Annotated in this window: 13 protein-coding genes; 2 read left to right on the top strand and 11 right to left on the bottom strand. The window is 56.6% G+C overall.

What is annotated here, in order from left to right:
- Nucleotides 1-274 precede the first annotated feature (274 nt).
- Complete coding sequence (locus VLX68_12385) at nt 275-1105, top strand: hypothetical protein (protein HUI93037.1); 831 nt, start codon at nt 275-277, stop codon at nt 1103-1105.
- Nucleotides 1106-1376: 271 nt separating this feature from the next.
- Here the strand turns inward: VLX68_12385 and acsC are convergent, their stop codons facing one another.
- The 6 genes from acsC to VLX68_12415 form a co-directional block, all read right to left on the bottom strand.
- A complete protein-coding gene (acsC, locus tag VLX68_12390) occupies nt 1377-2732 on the bottom strand; it encodes an acetyl-CoA decarbonylase/synthase complex subunit gamma (protein ID HUI93038.1) in 1356 nt (451 codons plus the stop codon).
- Nucleotides 2733-3006: 274 nt separating this feature from the next.
- Entirely contained in the window at nt 3007-6516 is a 3510-nt protein-coding gene (gene acsB, locus VLX68_12395) for an acetyl-CoA decarbonylase/synthase complex subunit alpha/beta (protein ID HUI93039.1), read from the bottom strand.
- Nucleotides 6509-8455 carry an anaerobic carbon-monoxide dehydrogenase catalytic subunit gene (gene cooS, locus VLX68_12400; protein HUI93040.1) on the bottom strand — a complete coding sequence of 649 codons (1947 nt, stop codon included), beginning with the start codon at nt 8453-8455 and terminating at the stop codon, nt 6509-6511. Before cooS ends, acsB begins: the two co-directional genes overlap by 8 nt.
- Nucleotides 8456-8777: 322 nt before the next feature.
- A complete protein-coding gene (locus VLX68_12405) occupies nt 8778-9533 on the bottom strand; it encodes an AAA family ATPase (protein ID HUI93041.1) in 756 nt (251 codons plus the stop codon).
- 31 nt (nt 9534-9564) lie between these two features.
- Nucleotides 9565-10626, bottom strand: coding sequence for a hypothetical protein (locus VLX68_12410; GenBank protein HUI93042.1), 1062 nt, complete (start codon nt 10624-10626; stop codon nt 9565-9567).
- Nucleotides 10627-10800: 174 nt separating this feature from the next.
- On the bottom strand, nt 10801-11595 hold the full coding sequence (locus VLX68_12415; protein HUI93043.1) for an AAA family ATPase: 795 nt from the start codon (nt 11593-11595) through the stop codon (nt 10801-10803).
- 222 nt (nt 11596-11817) lie between these two features.
- On the opposite strand from VLX68_12415, the gene VLX68_12420 reads away from it, so the two are divergent.
- Entirely contained in the window at nt 11818-12780 is a 963-nt protein-coding gene (locus tag VLX68_12420; GenBank protein HUI93044.1) for an aldolase catalytic domain-containing protein, read from the top strand.
- A gap of 539 nt (nt 12781-13319) precedes the next feature.
- On the opposite strand, the gene VLX68_12425 is transcribed toward VLX68_12420, so the two are convergent.
- The 5 genes from VLX68_12425 to VLX68_12445 form a co-directional block, all read right to left on the bottom strand.
- Nucleotides 13320-14483 carry an NAD(P)/FAD-dependent oxidoreductase gene (locus VLX68_12425; protein HUI93045.1) on the bottom strand — a complete coding sequence of 388 codons (1164 nt, stop codon included), beginning with the start codon at nt 14481-14483 and terminating at the stop codon, nt 13320-13322.
- Between the two features lie 289 nt (nt 14484-14772).
- Nucleotides 14773-16308 carry a beta-1,3-glucanase family protein gene (locus VLX68_12430; GenBank protein ID HUI93046.1) on the bottom strand — a complete coding sequence of 512 codons (1536 nt, stop codon included), beginning with the start codon at nt 16306-16308 and terminating at the stop codon, nt 14773-14775.
- Between the two features lie 146 nt (nt 16309-16454).
- Nucleotides 16455-17255: a phage Gp37/Gp68 family protein gene (locus VLX68_12435; protein HUI93047.1), complete on the bottom strand. Its 801-nt coding sequence runs from the start codon at nt 17253-17255 to the stop codon at nt 16455-16457.
- Nucleotides 17255-18097, bottom strand: coding sequence for a three-Cys-motif partner protein TcmP (locus tag VLX68_12440; protein ID HUI93048.1), 843 nt, complete (start codon nt 18095-18097; stop codon nt 17255-17257). The genes VLX68_12435 and VLX68_12440 overlap by 1 nt, the downstream gene beginning before the upstream one ends.
- Before the next feature lie 88 nt (nt 18098-18185).
- The gene (locus tag VLX68_12445) at nt 18186-24380 is read right to left on the bottom strand and encodes an alpha-2-macroglobulin family protein (protein ID HUI93049.1); all 6195 of its coding nucleotides are present in this window, start codon (nt 24378-24380) and stop codon (nt 18186-18188) included.
- Between the last annotated feature and the right edge of the window lie 257 nt (nt 24381-24637).

Below are 24637 nucleotides of genomic sequence, written 5' to 3' on the forward strand. Positions count from 1 at the left end.
GGGGCACACCCCTTCCTGCAAAGGTGCGCGCGAGTTCGCTCGCTTTACGCTCGCGATGCGTCGCACCTTCGCAACGCAACCGCTGCGGAATACCCCCTCCGCCTACGGCGGTGTCCCCCTTGATAAGGGGGATTATATACTTAACTCCCTTTTCGAAAGAAACGGAGGATAAGGTATTGAACCTTTCACATCCTTCCGCCGACTATAGAAGTATCAAGGAGAGGTCAAAGCGCTTCATTTTCTGAAAATTGAAACAATTTAAAAAAGAGGCAGAATGCGAGCTGCTAACTGGCTTCTAATCGGTCTATTGTTTTTGTTCGGTTACGGCACCACTTCAACAGCGATTCCGATTACCGGTATTACCTTCACTCAAACTTCTTCTACCGTTGTCTCTGGAAACGGCCTGAGTCTCACTCTGTCGATAGACTCGACGAGCTATCAGCCGGGGCAGCAGATTTCTATTACAATTGCTGAAAAGAACACCCTGGCAACGAAAGACAGTATCGAAGCAGCTAATGCATGGTTTGTTCAAGGTCTAAACATGGGCCGCCCTTGCGGGACAAATCATCCTTTTGGAATATCTATCCTGCAAGGAAATTACGATACAACAAACGTGGCTTCCATCACTCCGCTCCACCTTTACGACCCGAATGTAGTGTATTGGTGCCCTCTGCCGCTATCTGTTATTACTGCCTACGATTTTCAACCTTCAAGTGATACAGCTGTCATTTATTCCTATTCCGTGCTGACACCCGACAGCTCATTGCCACCTTGGTCGATGAAAATGATCGGCAAGGTTAGTTCGACAGGATATTGGGCTGGTAATCCCCCAGCAGCGACCTTCATTAACTTTACTCCTGGTATCTACACCGTCGTTGGAGGTGATGAATGGGGTGCACTGGTTATACTCCATTTCACTGTTACACCAGCAACGGCTGTAACATCGCCTCACCAGAAGCTGAATCTTCAGGCAAAAGTAATACCCCAAGGATGCGTTTATAATATTAGAGGAGCGTTGGTATCTTCATCTGGACGGCGAGGACAGATCCCTGGAATTTACTTTATCAAAAGCGGCCGTACTGGACTGTTTACTGTAATCAGGTAATCAAGTATATAATTCCCCTGATAAGGGGGATGTATTTGTCGAATCTCCCGGTATTTAAATTGATATAACAATTGCGGCGGGGAATTTTATTGCCGCGCGTTAGGCAGGACTGGAGGCCGCTATGAAGAGCGGTGCTGCCCGGACCCCGGCGGGCCTCCGCCATCGGGCCGTGGCAGCCCGAGCCGACAGGCGAGACCGGAAGGACGGCCGACCCCCGCGTGTAGGGGCGGTTCGCGAACCGCCCCTACACGCGGGGGGAACGCCCAACTTTTTATTTTTTATTCGCAAACTTCTTCATGAACGGCCCCAGGTCCGACGCCTCCTGGGGCCCCACGAGCACCTCCCAGCCCGGCATCTGCTCCTCGAGCTCGCCGGAGATGGAGGCGACGTAGCCGGGGATGATGATTTTGCGCGAGGCGTATTGCCCGTCAACATCCTTGCTTTTAAGGAAAGCGCCGATCTTCTCGCCGTTGAACTTGCGCGCGGCCCAGGCCGTGAGCACGCTCATGCCCTCGGCGTCCACGATGGCGAGGTGCGCGGGCACGCCCGCGTTCTCGAGCTCGCCGCTCACGATGAAATACGTGAGCGAGAAATTGGTGGTGACCACGAACGGCGCGTCGGGAGCGGGCTCCCCTATCTTATAGATGTTCGCGTCAACCTGGATCGGCTTTTGCGGGTCGGTGAAGATGTTCTGGCGCAGCATGAGCAGGGGAAGGAGAGATTCTTTTTCTGACTTATCAATGACGACGACGGATGCATATTTGCAGATCGCGCTTGACGCATCGGCAACCATATCGGCGGCCGATTGCCTTCCTGTGACGAAATTGATGAGGGGATATCCCATCTGTTTCACCGACGAGGCAATCGCGGCTTTTCGCATTACGGTGTTGTTCTGGATCATGGCCGCGGCATTTTCCGCGGGCACGTCCAGTATGATATTCCTCTGGCCCATGCCGGCGCATTTCTGCGTGAGCTCAAACACACCATCTATTGCGGCGGCGCTGACGCATACCGGCATTTTCGACCGGATTGAAAACGGGACAAGCTCTTCGACGTTTTGATTTGTCACCGCATGCAGAAGCGGCGCGCGCATGGCAACAGCAGTTCCGCATTCAATCAGATTTCTTACGAATTTACTTTTTAGGATGATTGCGCCGGAAAACTTTTGGCTGCAAATCCTGGCCGCATCAACAAACTTTTTAACGTCTCCGCTTTTATTGTTGATGCACAGCATGTCAATGCGGAGCGTCTCGCCCACTCTGACGATTGCGTAGGACTCCATCTCCGCGGCAATTTCTGCCATTTCCTCCTCACTCGCCGAGTCATCCACCTGGACTGCAATAGCGGTCGGGTGCACGAATGTCTTGTCGTGCCGGAACATGACGGTTTCATTCCCCACCGCCGCGGCCTTTTCGCCTGTTCCTATTTTGACAAGTCTGATCGGCGGCTCGCTCGCCGCGCCGATCACGGTTTTGGCTTCTTCCGAAGCGTACGGGCAAGCGGCAAGCTCGGCGTTCTTCTGCGCCAGTTTCATGGCGAACGCCATGCAGGTTGCCACCCCGCATTCCCCGCAATTTGTTTTCGGGAGCAGCTTGAAGATGTCCATGCCCGTGAGTTTCTTAGCCATTAGTAATCCATTTCGTTATTCTAATCAAATTGGGCGTTCCCCCGCTTCGCGGCGGTCGGTTCTCCCTCCGGTCGCCCCTAACGCGGCGGCAGACTTTATCATCTTAAAAAGCCGTTGCTGCGCCGGGCGGGCATTTGTCAATCATCAGTCGACATTCAGATCGCCGGAAATTCCTTCTTTCCAATGCCGCTCGCGGGTGCGCACAACGGAAGAATGAATCGTGCAACTGTCGGTACCCGGCCGCACCCATGAGGGGGAAGACCTCCCCACCATATCACTTATTTTTCATCTTATCAATAATTCTCTTCACTGTCTTGACGGCCTCAGGATAATACATCACCAATAGATTCGTCCCCGCATTAATCAACGCCATTGCGGCACTGATCTCAAGATTCGCCCCTCTTGTCGATGCATCACCCCACATTGAAAATTCCTTACCGCTCGCATTCGCCTCCTTGCATTTTGCCGTCTCGAATCCGATGGTGGAAATGAACGGCATGCCAAGCATCGCGTCGCCGCTAAGCGCGGCCAGCCTGATGCGCTCCATCACCGAATAGCTGTATTCGAGGCCGTAGCCGAGCGCGCCGGTCATGGGGTCGATCACGATTTTTTCAGGCTTCATTCCCATGGTGGTGAGCAGGATGGCGAGCTGCTTGGCCATGTTCACGTCGATGGGAGACTGCGCCACGATGCAATGGCCGTAGCCCATTGCCGCGCCCGCGATGGTCTTGTAGTTGTCGGTCTCGGCCCAGTTGAGCAGCAGGTTTTCACCCGCGAAATCGGCTGCGACCTTCTTCATCACCTCGTTGCGCTTGTCAAAATGCGCGGGCCCGCTCACGATGACGGGAACGCCCACGGCCCTGAGCACGGCGCCGACGGCGTCGGCCGCGTGCTGCGCCGGGCGGTTTCCCTTGTCCGGGTGGCACCCGTCAAGCCGTACGCTTATCGCCTGTGCCCCGAGTTTTTCCACGCAATGGCGCGCCATGGCCGCCGGGTCTGAAAGCATTGTCCCGAAATGATCGCGCAATGCTGTGGGATACTTTTCCGGCGGCGCGTCAAACACCTCCATGGCAATGGCGGGCGGGGCACCCGCTGCGCCTTCCGCGTACCTGAACGGCAATATGCCTTCACCGCCGAGCACGAGGCTCGAGGTGCGCGTGCCGCTGCCTCCCAGGGTCACGCTAACGACTTTTCCGGAAAACGCTTCCTTTGCATGAGAGAACTTTGTCGGCAGAACAATGTCCGGTCCCGCTTGGACTTCTTCTGAAGATGAATCTTTTTCCCGCGTAATGCTTTTTCCCTGCAATGATTCCGCTGAAGCAAGCAGTGATTTTACGGCATCCTGCAATGTCGGATCTGCCGGACCCGACGCGGCCTTGTATGACAAGTCAGCCACCACCGCCCTCAAATAGGCAAGCGACTCATCAACCGAAGCGTTGGGGCCTGGAACCGGCGGAATATCCACAGGCTCCCGGATGTGCGTCTGCTTTCGCGTCGGTGCCCGCTTGTCCGCCACCGGCCTTGAAGCCTCCGCTTTCGGTTCACCCGGTCCAGTTTTTCCGGACTCCCGGCTTGCATCAACTTTTTGCGCCTCGGGGCCCGGCTGCGTAATGTCCCACATGTCAAGAGCAGGGTGCTTTCTCGCCTTGAGAAACGCCATAATCGCGGCGGTATCGGTCCCTACCGTCTCGTCGGCTATCCTGTCGAGCAGGTCCGGCCACTGCGTGCGCTTCGCCGCGATCTCGAGGTCTTCCTTCATCTGCGCCTTCAGTTGCGACGGCATCCATACGATGCGCGAGATCCCGCCTTCGGCGGCAAGAAATTTTTTCGACAGCAGGAAACTCTTGCCGCAGCCGATGAACCCGGGCGTCTGCTGGCCGCCGCCAACGTTGCCGGCGAGCGTGGAGAACTTCATGCCGAGCGGCGTGTCGCCCGGATATTCCCGGTTGACGACGATCACGCCGTTGAGCTCGGGCGAAACGCCGCAGATCGCCTCGAAGCAGCCGCACGAGGTCATGGGGTTCTTCATGATCGAGTACATGGTGATTTCCTCGACCGCCTTGTTGGAATGCTGGTACACGTAGTCGTTGATGTTTCTCCACACGCCGCGCACCGGGTCGAGCAGTTCCCCTTTGGCAAGGGGCTGGTTGGGGCCCGTGGGGTCGATCTCGTAGGCCGCCTTGCCGTCGAGCCAGTTGTAGGCGCCGCACAGGCCGAGCCGCTCGGGCGTGATCACGCACACGTGGTTGGGCGCGAACGACTGGCACAGCAGGCACGAGTAAAAAATGTCGGCGCTTTCGTCGGTCATGGACTCGAGCCGCAAATTGCGCTCGCGGTACACGGCGCGCGCCTTTTTAATGAGCTCCTCCACCGTTGCGGCGTCGGTGTGCAGCGTCACCTGCACCTTGTCGATGATGGCCGGATATTCGGCGAGGAATTTTGCACGGATGATCTCGCCCAGGTGTCTGATGCGGAATCCTTTTGCGAACGCGTCCTTGCTGATGCGCACCCAGATGATGTCGCGCTGGCCCATGTGCCACACGCCCTCCGCGCCGTTGACAAGATGATGTATCTGGCGCTCCAGAATGGGCTCGAAGTCGGGCTGCATCTTGCGTCCCGCGACTTCCACCCAGATGGCGAGCGGAAGCTGCGTTCCGGCGGGAACTTGATCGGCCTCCTTGCCGACCACGGTGATTTTTCCGTCTTCCACCTCTGCGGGTTCCTTCATGGTGCAATATTCAAACGCCGTGGTTTTATTGCCGCCGAACTCCACCTGCACCTGTTCCTTGCGGATGCGCTCCCCCTCGAAAGCGGGGCCGTAGTTCACGGGGATGGGCACCGTGGTGATCTTCACCTTGCAGCCGCGCACTTCGAGCGCTTTCGACACGATCGAGTCGAGCGGCACGTTGCTCACCACGTGCTCGTAGGTGCAGATGCCGGTGGGAAGGATCTGGGGGATCGCCGTGTTTGCAATGGTGGGAAACCCGTAGTTGATGCAGCCGGCCGCGGCCGCGTATTTCTCTTCGTCAACTTCGCCGAGCGCGAGCACGAACGCGAAAACCCTGTTCTTGTTGTAGGCAAGGTTGCGCTTGAAGTCGCCCTTCTTGACGCCGCCGAAAGACAGCGCGGCGCGGCTGGCAAAGCCCAGAGAGTGTATCGCGGCACTGATGTCCTTGCCGAAAGGGACCAGCCGCGTGGGCCAGCCGAGCTCGACGCCCTTTGACGCGAGCTGTTCGGCAAACGATACGCCGTTCACATTACCGGCCATGAATACGTAAAGATTCTTGCCCTGCAGTTCGCGCGCGAGCTTGACAGCCGCGTCTGCGTCACGCGCGGCTCCCACCACGGCGGCAAACCCCGGGGCCGACCCGTCAACAAACTCCACGCCGCGCTCGCGCATGATCACGTCATCCGCCGCGCCGAGCCAGATGCCCTCGGCGGGATCCGGACCGATCACCGTCTTGCATGCCTCAATCACCTCAAAGCCCAGCAGCGTCGCCATGCCCGCGTCAAGCGTGTTTCCGAGGTACGGCAGCCAGTGATGGTCTGCGGGCAGAGGCGGCAGCAGCCTTTCGCATTCGGCAAGCACGGTTCCCATTTGTCCGAGCGTTTTTATCTCAAGGCCGAGCATCGAATACGAGATCGGTAGAAAATACCCGGTGTTGGGAAACGCCACGGCGCATTCGGGCCCCTTGGCCGCAAGCGCCTCCCGCACTTTCTTCCGCGCCTGTTTCACCACGCTATGGGCGCCGCGTATGGCGGATGTGGCGATGAGCTTAGACATCGAGCGCCCTTCTTTCCTTCATGTCAAACAGCATGCGGGCGCGCTTCTTGTTGATGCCGAGCGCTTCGCGCTTTTTGTCGATATGGTCGAGGATGATCTTCACTTGCGTTGACGTGTGCGATCCCCAGGCGAATTTCCCGCCGAAATCTGTTTCGAGCCCGCCGGTAAGGAACGCGTTGAGCTTTTCCCCGCCCGTCACGTGGAGCGGGCTGCCCAGGAGCACGAGCATGCCCGACGCGACAAAGTAATGCCCTATTGCCACCGCCTTCTCGCTCATCCATTCGGGCGCGACGCCGGCCGCGGGCAAATCGCTGATGTCCTCGCCCAGGCCGCCTTCCCTGAGCACGTCGCAGGCCGCGGTGAGGATGCGGCTGTTGTCGACGCATGATCCCATGTGCAGCACCGGCGGCATGCCCACGGCCTCGCACACCTCGGCCAACCCCGGCCCGGCCATGGAGCGCGCGGTCTCGGGCGTGAGCAGCCCGGCCTTGGCGCAGGTGATGGCCGCGCAACCCGTAAGCAGCACCAGCACGTCGTTTTTGATGAGTTCCTTTACAAGCGGCACTATGGTCCCGTCGAGGTCCTTGGTGGGGTTGTTGCAGCCCACCACGCCCGCCATGCCGCGGATGCGGCCGTCGATGATGGCGTCATTGAGCGGCCGGAATGTGGCCCTGAAGTGCCCGCCGAGCATTTCATGGATGGCGCGCACCGAGAACCCCGCGACAAAATCCACCCGGTGGTCGGGGATGGTCACGTTCTTTTTCTTGCGGTTTGCGAAATTGTCGATGGCCATTTTCACGAGGATGCGCGCCTGATCCATGGCGTGCTCCTCGCTGAATTCGAATTTCTCGAACCCATGCGTGTGCGCGAGCGGCGAGGTCGACATCACCCTGGTGTGGAAGCACGACGCCACCTGGCCGAGCGAAGGCATCACGCATTGCACGTCAACCAGCATCATCTCGACAGCGCCGGTCATGAGGGCAAGCTCCTGCTGCAGAAAATTGCCGGCGACCGGCACGCCGTGCCGCATGAGGATCTCGTTGCCCGTGCAGCACATGCCCGAAAGCTGTATGCCGGAGGCGCCCTTGCTTTTTGCGTATGCGGCCATTTCGGCGCTTTCGCACGCGGCGGCCACGCATTCCGAGAGTGTCGGTTCGTGGCCGTGCACGATGATGTTTACCTTGTCTTTTGAGAGCACGCCGAGGTTGACCGAGCAGAGCAGGGGCTTGGGAGTGCCGAACAGGATATCGGACACCGCCGTGGCGATCATGGAGCCGCCCCAGCCGTCGGCGATAGCGGTGGTGAGCGAACCGCATTCAACGTGCTCAAAGGCATGGTCCACGCCCATGTTGGTGCGGTGCAGCAGCTCAACCACCGAATGGTCGATGCCGTGCGGCTGCACGTTGTTCTTTTTCCACAGCGCCCGGCGCTTGAGGGGCGCCTGGTCGAGCGTTTTCATGGGTTCCGCGTTGAACGCGAACTCCTTTTCGAAAACGTTGGCAAGGTCTTTCGCTATGTCAAGCGCCAGCCTGCCGACGGTTTCCACCTTGTACTGCCGCGCCACCTCGAGAAGTTTCTTCTCATCGGTAATTTTGTAGGAATCGGTCCTGCCCTCGGCGACCATCCTGAGCGTGTGCACGAGGTGGCGGCCGTGGTCGGAATGCGCCGAGGTCCCCGCCGCGACCGCGCGGCTCAGGTTGCGCGCCGCGATGGTGTCGGCGTCCGCGCCGCACGTGCCCCGGGGCGTTTTCGCCGAGATCCTGCAAGGCCCCATGTTGCAGATCTTGCAGCACAGACCCTCGACGCCGAATTTACAAACGCTATTCGCGGAGGAGCGGTCCCAGACGGTTTCCAGGCCGCGGTCTTTCGCGGTGTTTCTCATCTGTGAGGTCGCGGGATCGTGCTCACCGCAGGAATTGCATTTTGGAGATCCGGGCATTTATTCCTCTAATAAATAATTTTTCGTAAAAATATAAGAAAGTTGGGCGTTCCCCCGCTTCGCGGGGTCGGTCTCCTTCCGGGCTCGGCTTCGCCTCGTTGCCGGACCGCCCAAAGGCGCCTTCGGCGGAGGATCGGCCGGCAATTCGCTTTAGCTCACCCTCCAGTCCACCTAACGCGTGGCAGAAGAACTATTATCAGTCAACTGTCTGACAATGCGCCACCTGATACCTTTAAAATACCTGGTATATTTTTCTACTTTCAACCTTCAGCTTTCAACTCATTTCTTTTCAACTCTTCAACCATTCAACTTTTCAACTTCTTTATTTGAGGATATCCGCCATTACACCGGACACCGCTTTGTAAATGGCGTTATCCTCTCCTATATCTTTTATGGTTCCGCCTTTTTCATCCATGTCCCTGACTGCTTCATCAAACGGCAGTTGAAACACCTTCTCCATGCCGCATTCCTTCACCGCTTGTTCTTGTTTTTCATTCAAGGATGATCCTTTGTCCATTCGGTTGATGATCAATGCGCGGCGCTTCACCCTCGTCTTTAATTCCTCGACCACCTCGCCCACCCGTCTTGCCGTTTTTAACCCGCGAATTGACGGATCAGACACGACAACGAGCCAGTCCACCTCAAGCAGCGTTCTTCTCGAGAGATGTTCGAGCCCCGCCTCGCAATCCACGACGATAAAGGGGTAACTTTTCGAAATCCGGCCCAGCACGTCGCGCAGCACGTTGTTCGCGAAGCAGTAGCAGCCGGGCCCTTCGGGCCGGCCCATCACGATGAGGTCGAACCCTTCGCTTTCGACAAGCGCCTGGTTGATCCGCGCTTCAAGGAATTGCTGCTTTGCCATGCCGCCGAGCGCGCCCGCCTTTGCGCGCGCGTCCTCGCGCACGCCGCCCACGGTCGCCGCGTATGAAACGCCGAGCGCCTCGTTAAGGTTCGCGTTTGCGTCCGCGTCCACCGCGAGTACGGGCGTTTTCCTATTTGCCAACAACCAGCGCACCATGAGTCCCGCGATGGTGGTTTTCCCCGTGCCGCCTTTGCCGGCGAGAGCGATGGTGGTCATTGATTTTTTCTCTGTGTCTCTGTGGCGGTTTTCATTTTCTTTCCCGCAACGCCTTTGACGTCTCGGCAAGCACCTCGAACACGCGCTCGGCGAGCGGCTCCGCGAGCGATCCGGTCCCGCACGAGGGCGTGAGCATGGACTGCCGGTGGATGAGCCCTTTGTCAACCCCCTTCTCCGCGAGCCTTGCGACGCACGCGTCGTAGCGCGCCACGAGCGACGCCGCCGTCTCGTCCTTTATTTTTTCCGAGGTGGGCACAATGCCCCAGGCGATGATGTTGCCTTCCTCCAGAAAGTCCCCGACATCTTCCGCGTACAAGGCCATGGAGTCTCCAAACCCGTAGGCATCAAAGTTGATGATGTCGACGCCCGCCTCGATGAGGATCGGCCATTCGGTGTTGCCGCAGACGTGGACGCCGCACAGTCCGCCCGCGCCGTGGATCGCCTCGGCCACCTCGTTCACCGCCGACACCACGTCCTCGCGCTTGACCGAGACGTACGTGGACGACCCGAACGCCGACAGAATGGGCTCATCAACAAAGCAGATCATATCGTTGGCAAACTCCTTGAACAGGTTGATCTGCCAGCGGCATTTTGCGGCGAGCCCCTTGATAATGATGTCGCGGAACGCCTCGTTGTAATAGATGGCGCGCTTGTTCTCGTCCACGATGGAAAGCCCGAACGAAAGCGGGCCCGTGGTCTGCACCTTGAGCCACGGCCGCTTCACACCGTCTGCCTTTACTTTGTCAAGGAGCGCGTAGATCCCGCGCGAAAACGCCGGCGATATGGCGAACGCCGACCAGTCGTCGGTCTCCTGCGCGGCCATGTACTTCTCGTAGAAATCGGCCATCTCCGCCGCGTTCCTGTCCTCGTCGCTTGTGTCGAAATACATCCTCCCCTTTTTTTCGTCGATCGCCGCGCGGGGCAAACCCTCCGAATACTGGATCTCCATGTGCTCGCGCAGCCCGAGCCCGGGCAGCTGCGGCCAGATGGGGCATCCTGGTATTTTGTCAAGCACGATGCCGAGCGCCTTTTGCGCGTCGATGTGCGGCAGGCTGCCGATGGCGGTGGCGAGGAAGGTGGTGGAAGTTGACATTTTAACTCCTATTAAAAAATAAAATTAATCTGGCGGGGAGAAGTTTCTCCCCTGGGGTGCGGCTTCCCTCCGCTCTGGCGTTTACTCTGAATACTTTGTTTACAGAGCGGAGGGTGATCCGCACCCACACCCCTCTCAGCAGGGGCTCCGCCCCCGCAACGCCCCCGGGAAAATTTATGCTAAACTCATTATTTGGCCAGCAATTGTAATAAAATTTGCCCGCAAATTTTCTGATCCTGGCAAATCAAATATCGACACCCCTCTACAATCCGCATCGATGAACCGTTCGTCAAACGGAATCTTTCCCAAAACTTTCACCGCAGCAAACTCATCTGTCAAGAGCGCTTTTTCATCATCCTTATTTCTTATTTTATTCAATACGAAAAACAGCTTCTTTTCAAGCCCAATGTCCTTTGACAGTGCAATGATCCTCTGCGCCGTTTCTTTGCTCCGCGTGCCGGGCTCGAGCACGATTATCATCGCGTCAACGCCCGAGGCCGTGGCCCGGCCCAGGTGCTCGATGCCGGGCTCCAGGTCGATCACGACCGTCTCGCCCTCCTGCACTATCAGGTGGCGGATGAGTTTTTTCAGAAAGGCGTTTTCGGGACACGCGCACCCACCGCCGCCCGACTTCACCGCGCCGAGCACAAGCAGCGAAACGCCGTTGCATAAGAGCCCGTATTTCTGCGCCACGTCGGAGACGTCGGGAGACAGCGAGAACATCTGGCCGGTGCGTCCCGGTTTGGCTCCGGTGCGCTGTTCAATGAGCCCGGTCTCGCTTGCAATGGGCCGGATTTTCGTTTTCCGCTCCTGCGAAAGCCCCAGCGCCGATGCAAGGTTGGCGTCAGGGTCGGCGTCAATGGCAAGTACCTTCAACCCCTTTTGGCTGAACACCTTGCACAACGCGGCCGCAAGCGTTGATTTTCCCACCCCGCCTTTGCCGGAAACCGCCAGCTTCAAGCCTTTCATCCTTATTCCTATATATATAAAAGAATGGTATAAAATAATTAACATTACGATATATGATGTCCCGTATTTTTGTTTGGGGTGTTATTAATTTCACTATAATAAAAATCAATCTAGTGGGACGGGCCTCCCCCGCCAATGTATTAATTTCACTCTCAATTCAAAAAAGTACTATATTTCACTAATCCAAAAATCGTCCTTTACAAACATTAAAAGGAAAACGAAATGTACCGGCCACAGATCAAGGTATGCGACTGCACGATCCGCGACGGCGGGCTGATGAACAACTCCAAGTTCACCCTCGAAACGGTTCGCGGCATCTATTCGGCGTGCAGCAGGGCGGGCGTCGACATCATCGAGCTCGGCTATCGCAACAGCAAGGCCCATTTCTCTCCCGACAAGTACGGCGCGTGGCGGTTCTGCGACGAGGACATGCTCAAAAAGGCCACCGAAGGCATCCCGAAGACCGCCAAGATCGCGATCATGCAGGACGCGCACAAGGCCACCGGCGATGACGTGCTTCCCAAATCGGAAAGCGTGGTCGACCTGATCCGCGTCGCCACCTACGTGAAGGACGTCGACAAGGCCATCGCGCTCGCCAACAACGCCACGAAAAAGGGGTACGAGGCCACCATCAACATCATGGCCATATCGCACGTGCTCGAGCGCGACCTCGACGAGGCGCTGCAGCAGATCGAGAACGAGACCTCCATCATCGCCTGCTACATCGTGGACAGCTTCGGCTCACTGTACAGCGAAGACATCGACTACCTGGTGCACAAGTTCCAGCGGTATCTGCGCACCAAGGAGGTCGGCATCCACTGCCACAACCAGATGCAGCTCGGGTTCGCCAACACCATCGAGGGAATCATCAAGAACGTCAACTACCTCGACGGCACGCTCTACGGCCTGGGCCGCGCGGCCGGCAACTGCCCGCTCGAGCTGCTCATGGGTTTCCTCAAGAACCCCAAGTTCAACATCAGGCCCATTCTCGACGTGATCGAAACCACGATCCTGCCGCTCCGCTCGGAAATGGAATGGGGCTACAACATCCCCTACATGGTGTCGGGCATGCTCAACGTGCACCCGCAGGACGCCATGAGCTTTGTCGACCGCCAGCGCGCCGGCGCCAATAATGACAGTTTTGTCAAGTTCTACGAGCGGATGCGGGCGGAAGACGAGGCGTAATTAATTTTTTATTTTGAACTGGGCGTTCCCTCACCGAGGGCGCATGGTGCGCCTCGGTGAGGTCGGTTCTCCTTCCGGTCTCGCCTTCGGCTCGGGCTGCCACGGCCCCTATATGCCTGACGGCGAAGGCCGGGCAGCACCGCGCTCCTGCGCGGCCTCCAGTCACCCCTAACGCGGCGGCATGCCTCCTATTAGTAAAGACAGCTTACTTGCGCCATCGAACATTCCTTCAGCATCCAGCGGTAAAAACAAAGGGCAATTTTTCCTATTTTCAAACTAATTTTAAAACAAGCGGATTCTTTTCTGCTGCTCCACAATATCGTCTTCTTCCACCGTGTAAAGTTAGAGCTTTCACTGCCGGACCGCCAGTCACCCGGATCTCCGCATACCACGAGACTCCGGCGCCAAAGAGGGGGTGTGCCCCCGGATCACCGGCGCGCAGCAATCCATTTTAGCTGCCATCCGCGCGCGCCGGAAGCCGGGGGCCAGGGGGAGGCTTCCCCCGCATGAATTCTTCTCTGATTTTGCAAAGTGGATTGTTACAACAGATGCCGCATGGCAAACACCAGCCTTGGGAATCTTCCCAGGCTCAGGCCGATGATTTTCGTGATGGAGCGCTTGTCAGGGGGGATTTTCGACAGCGCCTCGAACGCATCGTTGTAATCGGCGTCGGGGATCTTGAACAGCGCGTCCTTTGCCTTTGCCAGCTTTTCCTGTTTTTTCCCAAGCACCCTGTACCAGCGTTTCTGATAGTCTTTACATGCGGCAAGCATTTTCCCCGGCGAATTCGCCGAGAGCATTGCGCACGCGCAATGGCCGGCCAGGTTCCCGCTTATCACCGCCTCCATAATGCCGGCGCGCGAAAACGGGTTCACCATGCTCGCCGCGTCGCCCGCCTTGATGAACCTGCTCGCCGCGACCGTCAGCGGCTTTCCGCCGCAGGGGATCGCGCCCGCAAAACGGCCCTTGACGATTGCGGAAGGATAATGCGCCGCGAGGAATGAATCGAGGAGTTTCTTTATGTCAACCTTGCCGCGATGCGACGCACCGATCACCAGCCCGATGTTCGCGCCGTTTGCCTCGCGCGGAAACGCCCAGGCATAGCCGCCGGGCGCCACCGTTGACCCGAGGTGCACATGGATCTCGTCCTGCCTGATGCCGGCGTTCTCGGCGATCACGAAGTAGGCGGGTTCCAGGTCGGGCGGCTTTGAGTGGAGTTTCTCGTTTTTTCCGAACCCCGCTATCGGGCCGGAACCATCGATCACCACGCGAGCCCTTGCCGCGTTCGCGTCTGCAAACCGCACCTCCCGAAGGGAATCCTTTTCAGGACCGACGCCGGCAACGCGGGCATTGAGCCGGATTTCCGCGCCGAGTGCCGCACATCGGGCGGCCAGGTCGCGCTGCATGAGCGCCCGGTTGATGATGCAGCCCGCCTCCTTTGCGAAATGGGAAACACGCGTGTCGTTTGCCGAATGGAGCACCAGCGTGCTTATCTTGAACCGCACCCATTCGGGCTTTACATCGAGCGCGCCGAACAACTGGTCGGTCCACACGCCCTCGGCGCAGGCGATCGGCTTTTCCCACGGCGCCTCGCCGTCAACGAGCAGCACCGACGGCTTGGGCCTTGCCGCCAGCGCCGCAAGCGCGGCACTCAGCCCGGACGGCCCGGCGCCGATGACGATGATGTCGAAAATATCGGGCATGATGAGGCTCTTGTCATCCTGGATGGGGGGTTCGGGTACTCTGAAATTATATCGCGAACGGACGCATGAAGCAAGGATTTAGTGGCGTTTGAAAAGGGTCATTTAATTCTAACTCAAAACCAATGAAGAAAAAAATTACCGGGTTCGGACGGCACGGGCGGCTTTCCCTCCCGCTTCGGGGAATGAAAAACAAGAATGGCAATAATAAAGCCCCGATTCCGTTTATGGGAACCGGGGCTTCATTTTTCTCCAACGAAAAAGCTCTATACCTATTTCATCTCATCCAGCTCTAATACCCTACCGCTATCTCCAGCCATTGTGCCTTGTTGCTCGTGATGTACGACGACCAATTGTTATCATCGTCGTACGGGAAGGCATATTGCAAGTGGTAAAAAGCGCGCCGGTGTATGAAATACGCATAGAAGCTGCAGGGGGTCTTCTTGTAGTGATAATTCCAATCTTTCTGCTGGGCAGCCGGGAGATCCAAAACATGCCGGAATAAACCCGAGGATATGTTCGGATCATTGATGCCGACACACGCTCCCGCGGTCACGTTGCAGGCTTTTTCATAGGCATCCCAGTAATGGGCCTGCGACCCGCCTGTCTCAAATTCCGGCACCGCGCAAGGATTGGTGATCTTCCACGGCTTTGAAATGTTCGCGCAGGTATCCCATTCCGCGGGGACCTCGTTCAAGTATTCGTCAAAGATCGACTGGCGCGGCTCGAAAAACACGGGGTAGATCTCGCCTCTGATCTGGTCAGGGGAGCCGTCCGAGCTGTGCAGGCGCATCGCGAGCGGAGTCCCAAGCCAGTCCACGCGCGTCAGATTGCCTTCGTAGTTGGCGGCTCCGTAGTTGTGCTCTTCGAAGTCCCACACCTTGTTCATGGGCCGGAACGGCGATGAGGTTTTTGCGTTGTAGCCTACCATTATGTATAATCTTCCCGCATTTCCTCCGGGAGCAGGTATCGATTGAGTGGTCATACAAACGGGTGTCCCGCCATCTCCATCGGCCCAATAGATCAAACTGTCCGGAACCTGACCATTGGTCTTATTGACGATCTTGAAAATGAAGTGTCCCGCCGCTTTCGCGGCCGCCGATATCGCGGCGGTATCGCCCCAGAATCCCGCCGTGTCCCCGTCCCAGGTGCTATTCTTTGCCAACGTAAAATCGTACTGGCCCGCGGTCACGTCTATCGGCGTTACGCCGAGGGCATAGCCGGGCTCGGTCGCGCGGATCGTGTCCACGATCGCGGCGAGTTTTTTCATGCTGGCATTGAACTCCGGAGCGCTTTGGGCGGCAACCGCCGCGCCGCGCGATTGCGGCTGGAGCTTGAAAACCGTGGAAACACCGTTAATGGAAACGCGCATCACATAGAACTGTGAAGAAACATCGCGCGTGTTGACGGTCACCGAATAGCTTCCATTCGCCTTTTGGGCATTAACAAGATCTTTTACCAAGCGTCCCGTCATGTCGAACAGGCTGATTCTCACCCAGGCATTGCCCTGAGGCACTGAGAATATCAATTCGCTGCCCATCAAAATCGGATGTGAAAACGCGTTTCCCAGCGGACGGGAGCTTTCCTTGATGACATTGGTCTGGCACGTTGCCGAACCGATATGGTAATAGCCGGTTGAATCGGTGGTGGTGTAATACGGCTCATTGCCCAGGGCATCGGTAAACCTTGTCACGCTGAGCCTAACCAGCGTATTGGTCAATGGTTTACCGCCCTGGTCCGTGACAAAGCCGCAGATGTTCACCGTTTGGGAAAAAACAGTTCCCGCAATTACCGCCAACAACAGAAGACTGACCCCAAGCCTTTTCATCCGGTCCCCCTTTTAAAGTTAAGGAATTAATCGATTAATGAATCGATTGCAACAGTGTTCCGATATATGAAAATTGATTTTCCCTTGAGATAGGACTTCGCCGCCGCGTTTTTTTCCCGCCCCCGCTGTCCATCCGGCGACGTGCCTTACTGGGGAATATACTGCTTTAAGGGGTTTTTGTCAATATGAAGCAAGGATTTAATGGGATAAGATTTAATAAGGTTTAGATGACGTGACGCGGCAACCGGCATTTGATTCCAGATCTTTCCGTCAAGAAGTTTACCGGTTTTTTTCTTGTTTGTCCCACCCCACTGTTTAAAAAAAAACGGCACTCCTGATTTTAAACATTGGTCTCGAACATCAATCACCCAATCATATCGGATCGGCCTTGCCCTTGGCCCTGATTCGCCGCCGACGATCACCCAATCGATGCCGCTTAAATCCATGTTCGGAATCGGGCCAAGCATGGGCTCTATGGAAAGAAATTTGATAAATGCACCTGTCATTTTCAGGTGGTCAATCCGATGAGTAAATTGGGCATTCTCAACGCTCACACCCATCCAGACGTTTTCCGGCCAGTCGATAAATGTGGTTAATTCAGAAAGCCGTTCGGCCCTTTTGGTGAGTATTTGAAATTGATGTTGCGGCGCCTTGCGCATGACGTCGAATACTTTGAGAATGAACTCCAAAGGAACTTTTTCATGGAACAAATCACTCATGGAATTCACAAATACAATGGAAGTTTTCTTCCAGGAATAAGGCGCGGCAAGGACGTGTTCATGACAGGCTACTTTGAAACCTGTTCTATAGTTGGGCTGGCCCATCGCTTGAAGACGTTTTGCCATTCTTTCGGCGTAACAATTCAAACAGCCGGGGCTTGTTTTGGTACAGCCGGTGATGGGGTTCCAGGTGTATTGGGTCCATTCGATGGAGGATTTGGTTGCCATTATTCATCCCGCATTTGTGCGTACTTTTTAAAAATACCTTCAATGATTTTCTTTCCGGTTTCATTTTGCCCGGCGAAATAAAGATAGTATACAATCGAGTTGTTGGAATTCCTCATCGGCATAGGTTCAGGAACGAATTTAAAACCTGCTATCTCTTTCAACCTTTTCCGAAAAGTTTGTTCAAATTCCTCGTTAGAAACTTTTTCATCTCTAGGTTCTCCGAATAAATCTTGCTGTTGGCTTTTAGTATATCCTACTTCCCTCCATGTTTCATCACCCCAGAAGCGATTCATTCGTAAAATTTGCTTATCATCGACTTTTTCTTTTTCGTGTTTTAGGGCATTCCTATTAATATCCATTATGGGAAAATTCAGAAAAATCTCCACAGATTTCATTTCCCCTGCTTTTTTTATTAAATTCCAATCCAGATGTATTCCATAGGGATCAAGGAGACATACAGCCCGTTTATAGTCTTCATATTTAGCTCGGGGGAACACCTTTCCCTCAATAATTTTATTACAATCGCCTGGATATATAAAAACGTTATTCAATTCTTTTGACGCTGCTTCAAGTTCTGCTATTTTCAGGTCGTTTATATCGATAAAATGATACTCATGAAACTTGTTCTTTATTTTCAAGGCATTCACCGGGCTTCCATCAATAATTTCTCCAGTTTGCTTAGAAACATGCTTCCCTGCCCCAGCAAATGCGTCGACATAGATGCATTTAAATTGATATTTCTGTCCCGCCATTATTTTGGTATATGCATCTACGTACTCTTTTATTATACTGAGCTTAACCTCAGACCAGTAGCCGAGTTCGTCATATTTCAACTTTTTCATAACGTCACAACATTATGATCGTTTGTGATTCTTCTATAAAACATATATTTTGCACAAGCAATTTACTTGTCAGCAGGCATTAATATTTTTACCTCTCCTTCCCTATCTTCACCCTCACCCCCTCACTCTGACTTGTAAACTCCGGCGCGTACATGCACTGTATCGTGGTGATGCCGTTCGAGAAATCACCGGCGTGCGTGGCCACGAGCGGGTACTCGAACACGTACGTTCCCTTGTTGAGCCTGCCGAAAAAGAAATTGGTTGCGGCGTCGCGCGTGCTCTCGTAATAGCCCAGGCCGTCCTGCCAGCGGTAGCCGGAAAACACGTTGAGCGGCTCGAAGCCTGATGCGCGCATGTCCTTCATGTGCACGTATTCCATGTCGCGGTCGACGCGCAGCTCGATGCGGACTTTAATTTTGTCGCCGGGCTTGAGCGCCGCGGTGGTGACGGGTGCGATCTTCGGGCCCGTGGGCGTGTTCTGCTCCACGAACAGGGTCTTGTTGATTTTGAGCGGCGTCTCGTGCGGTGTTATCTTGTCAAGCTGCTCAAAGTACTGCCAGTACACCGCGCCCCAGGCAACGCCCGCCTCGCCCTTGGTCACGGTGATGTTGCCCATGGCGGGCTTGACGTCCCCGCCCGACCACGACATCTTGAAATAGCCGGTCCCGGCCTCGGGCGCGGTATTGTCGGGTCTTGCCGCGTCGATCTTCATGTCGCCGAGTGTGATCGACACCGTGGAAGGCCGCGAGAGCCATTGTGCGCCGCGCAAGAGCAGCGCATAGCATGCCTCGGCCGTCGCCTTGGTGGTCTGCCAGTTCTGGGTCTGCTTGCTTTTAAGGAGCCAGGCCTTGAGGTCTTCCACCGAAACGGTGTCGTGCGCGACCTCGTCGAACGCCTCCACCATGAGCGCCTGTGACTCGATGGGCGCCTCGTACCACCACCAATACCCGTTACCCTCGTACATTTCCTTCCAGTACATGCCCATTTCCTCGCTTACAAGCGAGTTTTCCTTGAGCGACCGCATGATTTTGGGCGGAATGGTCTTGTCGTCGTATCTGTTAAGCGCGAGCGCGATCATTCCCTGCATGTAGCGCCGGTTGCGCAGCCAGTATTTTTTCGACTGGCCCAGATAGTAGTCGAACGCCTTCATGTTGTTCTGGCTTATTTCCACGTCCTTGAAATAGCTGCGCGTGTAAAGGTACTGTATCTGGGTCTCGCCCAGGTGGTTCGAATCGGGACAGCAGCCGTAGCGCAGCATGTCCTCGTAGTCCTCGCGGATGCGGTCGTCAAGGTAGCGCAGGCAGCGCCGCATCATGTCCCACAGGGAATTGTCTTTTCGCAACGTGATCATGCCCAGGTGGTCGAGCCTTCCCATGCCGATGGCGATGTACTGCGTGATGTAGCGGTCGTCGGGCATGCCCTCGAACCACGGCCAGCCGCCGTTGGAAAGCTGCAGCTTGGTGAGCCGCGACAGGGCGCGGTCGCGCTCGTTTCCCATTTTGTTAAGGTCAAAGAGCAGCGCCACGCGCTTCTTGCGCTCGCTCTCGTCCTTGCCGTCGAGCAGCCACGGCGTCTCCTCGAGCACGAGCGACTTGAGCTCGGCGTTCTTCTCCAGGTTGGAAAGCAGCGCCTCGGGCTGCTGGGTCCTCCAGGTGTCGAACACCCGCTTGATGCGCGGGCTGGAATTGGCGATGAACGCGGCGATGCTGTTGGCGTAGAACCGCGCGAAGGTCTGCTCCGCGCATTCGTACGGGTATTCCATCATGTACGGCAGTGCCTGGACGGCGTACCACGCGGGATTGGAGGTGAACTCGAGCGTGAGCTTGTAATTGCGCAGCGTGGTGGAGCCGTTGTTCTGCGACACGAGCTTGCTAAAGGTGAATTTCTTGGTCTCCTTTTTCCTGATGGGCAGCGGCATGGCCTCGGTGACGAGCATGCGGTTGGAAAGCACGGGCACGATCTGCTCCTCGCCGTCGGAGAAGTTTCCGGCTTTGGCGACGATGCGCACCGTGACCGCGCCGACGCCCTCGGGGACCGCAAGGTCCCAAGCCAGCGGCGCGCTCCGGCCTTTCTTGGCGGTAAAGGAGATTTGCGCCGCGCTGTTTTTGAAATCGGCGTCCGCGGATTTCGCGGTCGCGGCGTTGAATAAAAAGAGCTGCGCCGTGCCGGCAATATCTTTGTCCGCCATATTGGAAACTTTTGCCGTGAGCGTGATCTTGTCGTTCTCGCGGAAAAAGCGAGGAAGATTCGGCATGACCATGAGGTCTTTCTGGGTCACGAGGGTGTTTTCGCATTGGCCGTATTTGAGGTCCCTGGTGTGCGCCAGGCCGAGCATTTTCCATTTGGTAAGCGCTTCGGGGATCTGGAATTTGACGATGATTTCGCCGTTCTCGTCTGTCGACAGAAGAGGATAGAAAAATGCGGTTTCGTTCAGATTGGTGCGTGCCGCAACTTGGGAAAGGTCCTCTTTTGACCGGGCTTTGTCTTCCTGGGCATTTTTTTGATCTTTCGCCTCGCTTCCTGCAAGAAGGCCCATAACGGTTTTTGGCGTAGCATTGACACTGACTTCCTTTTTCGCTTTTTCTTCCATCTCAGGCGCGGGTGCGGATGCGGGCACGGCATCATAAGCTTGCTCCTCGTAGGCATCCATCCGTGAAGATTTCATCATTGCTCTTCCAAACCCGCCTCCGCCAAATCTTCCGCCGTAACGGTGGTAATAACTCCCCTCAAAATTATACCCGAACCAATTCAGGCGCGGATAATACCGGTAGGGGCTGCCGGGATACTCGTTCCAGTAATCGGCATGCAATTGCGCATTTTCCGCTTCAAAACATTTCGCGATGCTCCATTGTAAACGCGGCCAGAACGAGGGCCAGACGCTGAAATTCCAATAGTGCGGCCTGAACGCGTCGAGCGACGCGTCGTAGAGCGCTGCCACCATTTCGGCAGCCACCTTGTCCTTGTATTTTCCGGCTATTTTCAGCCGCCATTCTTCTTTTTCGCCGGGCGCGAGCTTGCTGCGGAAGGTCTCGAACGAAACGTCGAGCATCTTGTTGGTCCACGGCACCGTGATGGTGCCGTCGTGCCGGTAGCTGCGGTTGTCGCGCACGAACGTGAGGTGGTAGCCCAGGTTGCCGCGGTGCTTTTCCTCAATGGGGATCTCGATGCGCTTCTGGCCGTTGGAAAGCTTGATCCATTCCCTGCCGACAATGCCCTCATTGTGCTCCACTTCAAAGAGCACCCGCACGTCCTCGTAGCCGGAGCCGATGAGCAGCGACGCCTTCTCTCCCGGCTCGCAGGTCTCCTTGAGCGGCGCGAACCAGTCCGCGAGCGGATACGGCACGCCCCTTTCCTTTTCGGAATAGAGCGTGAAGTACCGCACGTCCTTTACCGGCTGGCCGGCGAAGTCGGCGGTGGTGCCCTCGAGCACGTACGCGCCTTGCTGCCACGACGCGAGCCCTTTGAGCGTCAGCTTCTTCTCCCTGTCGGTGTCGAACGTTTTTTCAAAGACCTTGTCGCCTTTCGTCCAGGCGGTGACGTCGAGTTCGTCGGTGAAGAGGTCCGACGGGAAGAGGATGCCGTGTTTCTCCTTTGTCATGGCCTGCGTGTCGGGCATTGCCCAGGTTCTCGCGCGATAGACCTTGCCGGGCGGCTTGAGCTTATAAACAACGATGCTGCCCTTTGCCGCTTCAAACGTTCCGTTAAGGTTTGCCGTTGAAACGTTGAACGTGTCGCTTCCCTCCCTGTTCACCTGCTGCGGCACCTCAACGTTCAGGGTGAGCGAAACATACCCCACGTTCACGCTGCCCACCGCCGACCGTGTCTCGCCCGTGACGTCGGTGACGTCAAAATAGCCGGTGTAGCTGAATGTGGGATTTTCGGTCTTAGGGATGGCCAAATCCGGAATCGCCGAAAAATCGACGGAAAATCCGCCGGTGTCGTTGGTGACCGTGTAGCCGTTTGTGATCTCCATTTCGGACGACCACTGCGCCGGCCGCCACCAGCACCACCACCAGTTGGGGAATCGCGCCTGCCGCACGATGCGGTACTTTACTTTTGCGCCGTCAACGGCCGAGCCCGCGTACGCCCTTGCTATGCCCTCGAGCCGCACTGTCTCGCCCAGCCGTTTGGTGCCCTTGAAGGGGTTCATGGTCACCTCGAACCTTGGCCGCTTGTAGTCCTCCACCGAGAAATAGACGCTGCCGTGGCCGTCGGCGATGTACATCTGGCCGTTGAGCGTTCCGCTCGGCGCCGTGAACGACCCATGGACCGAGCCGTAGTCGTTCGACGTGAGATTGAGGTGCGCCACCTCTTGTCGGTTGACATTGTAGAACCTTACCGTAGTGTTCTCGCCGGCCGCCGCCTCGTTTTTCTCGCCGTCGGTATGCAGCATGATTCCCTTAAAGTAAATGGTCTGGCCCGGCCGGTACATGGCGCGGTCGGTGAAGAAATGCGTCACCGTGACGGTGCGTTTGGACGGCTTGCCGTACCGGTACAGGCTGAAATTCTCATTGAGAAAGAGACGGTCCTTCCCGGTTTTGAATTCAAAGCTGCATCCGTAATAGTCTTTTTCCTGCGGCGGAACGCTGATATGCCCATCGGCATCGGAGAGAAACGTCTGCTTGATGACCTTCTTGTATTCGCGCGCCTGCTGGTCGTAGATCTGCACCCACATGTTCGCGGTCACGCCCTTGAGGCATGAGCCCAGCGTTCGATCGAGCAGATAAAATTCATGGCCGCCGTCCTGCACGGTCCGGTCGATGTAGCTTATTGCCGAGACCTGCGTGGTTGCCCAGCATAGCGCCTGCTTCGCGATCTTGAATTCCGGGTCCGAGGCCGCGAGGACAAGGTAATGGCCCGCCGGCGCGGCAGGCACGTCGAGCTCCACCGAGTGCTGCTGATAATCGCCGGGTTCCGGAACGTCAAGCGTCCACTCCTTGACCGGCTTGAGCCTGGCAAGCTGCCGCGCCAGGCTGTCGGTGCTGTAGCCGCGCTCCGCCATTTTCTGGTACCGCTCCAGTTCGATGGGGACCAGCCGCCAGTAGATTTTGGAAACGTTTTTATATTGCAGCAACGCCGCAAACGGCTTGTCGGGCACGTTCACGTACTCGCAGGTGAAGCCCATCGACTTTTCGCGGATCTGGCCCGCAAGGTTCGCGCACTGGCCCGCGCCGTAGGAGCCGGGAAACGCGGCCACGGCCTTTTCGCACAGCGCAAGCGCGGCCTTGTTCATCCACCGGTACTGCCCGGCAATGCGGTGCTGGTACGTGGCCGCCCATTCGCGGTACAGGCTCGCGATATGAAACGTGACCTCCGCCGAGGCGGAACTCTGGGAAAACCTTTTCTCGAGCCGCTCGAGCGCCTTCAGGTACAGCGAATCTTTTCCCGGAACCACGGCGTGCTGCCGCACGAACGCGAGCCGCTTCAGGTCAACGTCGACGAGCGCGCTGCAGTCATTGTCGTTTGCGTGGAACGCGATGAGGCCCTGCAGCAGGCGGATGGCGCGGAGCTTGAGCGAACCGGTGTCCTGCGACGTGATCGGAAGCGCCGTGAATTCGTCGAACGGTTTGAAATAATCGGCGCTGTTGAGCGTGAACTCGAAGGCCGGCCTGGCGAGATCGCCTTCGTCAAGGGAAAAGAAATCAACGGCCCGGTGCGCGAGAAAATCGTACAGCGTGGGCCGCAGCCTGCCTCCGGCCGACCGTTCGGCAATCACCTCGTCATAGAGCGACAATGGCGTTTTCTTCAGCGCGTCGGCGTCCTTGAGTGAAAGATCGTACTCATTGGCCATGGCGCCCATGATGGTCGCAAGGTCCCAGGTGCGGACGTCCTTGAGGTCGAACTTCTCGGTCTGCGCGCGGTCGGAAAAACGCCACCGGTTGTTCTCGTAATAGTGCCAGTAGCACTCCGCGAGCATGGAATGAAGAAGCGGCGCCGCGGGAAAGGCCGCGGTCGAAAGCTCCCCGTTGAGCCGTTCAAGCGCCTTGACAAACGCGTCTTCCTCCTTGTACGATTCGTAGCGCATCCGGTAAATGACCGCCTTGATCATCTGGTCTGCGTTCGACGCCGCCTTGGCTTTTTTATACACCGTGTCGACGGCGTTGAGCACCGATTGGGTGAGGCCGAGGTTGTGGAGCGAGTCGATGGTCCTCCAGGACCTGGTGAATTTTTCCTTGTTCGCCGCAACAAGGGCCTTGTCCCCTGCGGAGCAGGAAAGGCAGAGAAAGGAAAGCAGCGCTCCGATGACGACGACCATGCCGGAATGGAGTTTTAAGAGGCTCATAAAGGTTCCTGTTGATAATGGTGATGGGTTGCGTAATTTCATGATTATGATTTTTAGACAGGGCTGGAGAGAGAAAGTTCCATTTGTTCTTTATAAAGTTCAAATAAAATCTGGGCGTTCCGCGGCTTCGCCGCGGCGGCCCTTCTTCCGGTCTCAGGCTTCGCCCTCGGGCTGCCACGGCCCCTCTATGCCTTCGGCGAGGGCCAGGCGGCATCGCGCTCCAGCGCGGCCTCCAGTCCGGCCTGGCGCCGGGCATT

Source organism: Chitinivibrionales bacterium (assembly GCA_035516255.1).
In the GTDB taxonomy this organism is placed as follows: domain Bacteria; phylum Fibrobacterota; class Chitinivibrionia; order Chitinivibrionales; family FEN-1185; genus FEN-1185.

Bases quoted from the DNA above. Each gene is read 5' to 3' on its own strand.
- VLX68_12410 (HUI93042.1), bottom strand. From the start codon at position 10,626: ATGTCAACTTCCACCACCTTCCTCGCCACCGCCATCGGCAGCCTGCCG.
- VLX68_12405 (HUI93041.1), bottom strand. From the start codon at position 9,533: ATGACCACCATCGCTCTCGCCGGCAAAGGCGGCACGGGGAAAACCACC.
- VLX68_12415 (HUI93043.1), bottom strand. From the start codon at position 11,595: ATGAAAGGCTTGAAGCTGGCGGTTTCCGGCAAAGGCGGGGTGGGAAAA.
- acsB (HUI93039.1), bottom strand. From the start codon at position 6,516: ATGTCTAAGCTCATCGCCACATCCGCCATACGCGGCGCCCATAGCGTG.
- VLX68_12420 (HUI93044.1), top strand. From the start codon at position 11,818: ATGTACCGGCCACAGATCAAGGTATGCGACTGCACGATCCGCGACGGC.
- VLX68_12385 (HUI93037.1), top strand. From the start codon at position 275: ATGCGAGCTGCTAACTGGCTTCTAATCGGTCTATTGTTTTTGTTCGGT.
- VLX68_12435 (HUI93047.1), bottom strand. From the start codon at position 17,255: ATGGCAACCAAATCCTCCATCGAATGGACCCAATACACCTGGAACCCC.
- VLX68_12430 (HUI93046.1), bottom strand. From the start codon at position 16,308: ATGAAAAGGCTTGGGGTCAGTCTTCTGTTGTTGGCGGTAATTGCGGGA.
- VLX68_12440 (HUI93048.1), bottom strand. From the start codon at position 18,097: ATGAAAAAGTTGAAATATGACGAACTCGGCTACTGGTCTGAGGTTAAG.
- VLX68_12445 (HUI93049.1), bottom strand. From the start codon at position 24,380: ATGAGCCTCTTAAAACTCCATTCCGGCATGGTCGTCGTCATCGGAGCG.
- VLX68_12425 (HUI93045.1), bottom strand. From the start codon at position 14,483: ATGCCCGATATTTTCGACATCATCGTCATCGGCGCCGGGCCGTCCGGG.
- cooS (HUI93040.1), bottom strand. From the start codon at position 8,455: ATGCCCGGATCTCCAAAATGCAATTCCTGCGGTGAGCACGATCCCGCG.
- acsC (HUI93038.1), bottom strand. From the start codon at position 2,732: ATGGCTAAGAAACTCACGGGCATGGACATCTTCAAGCTGCTCCCGAAA.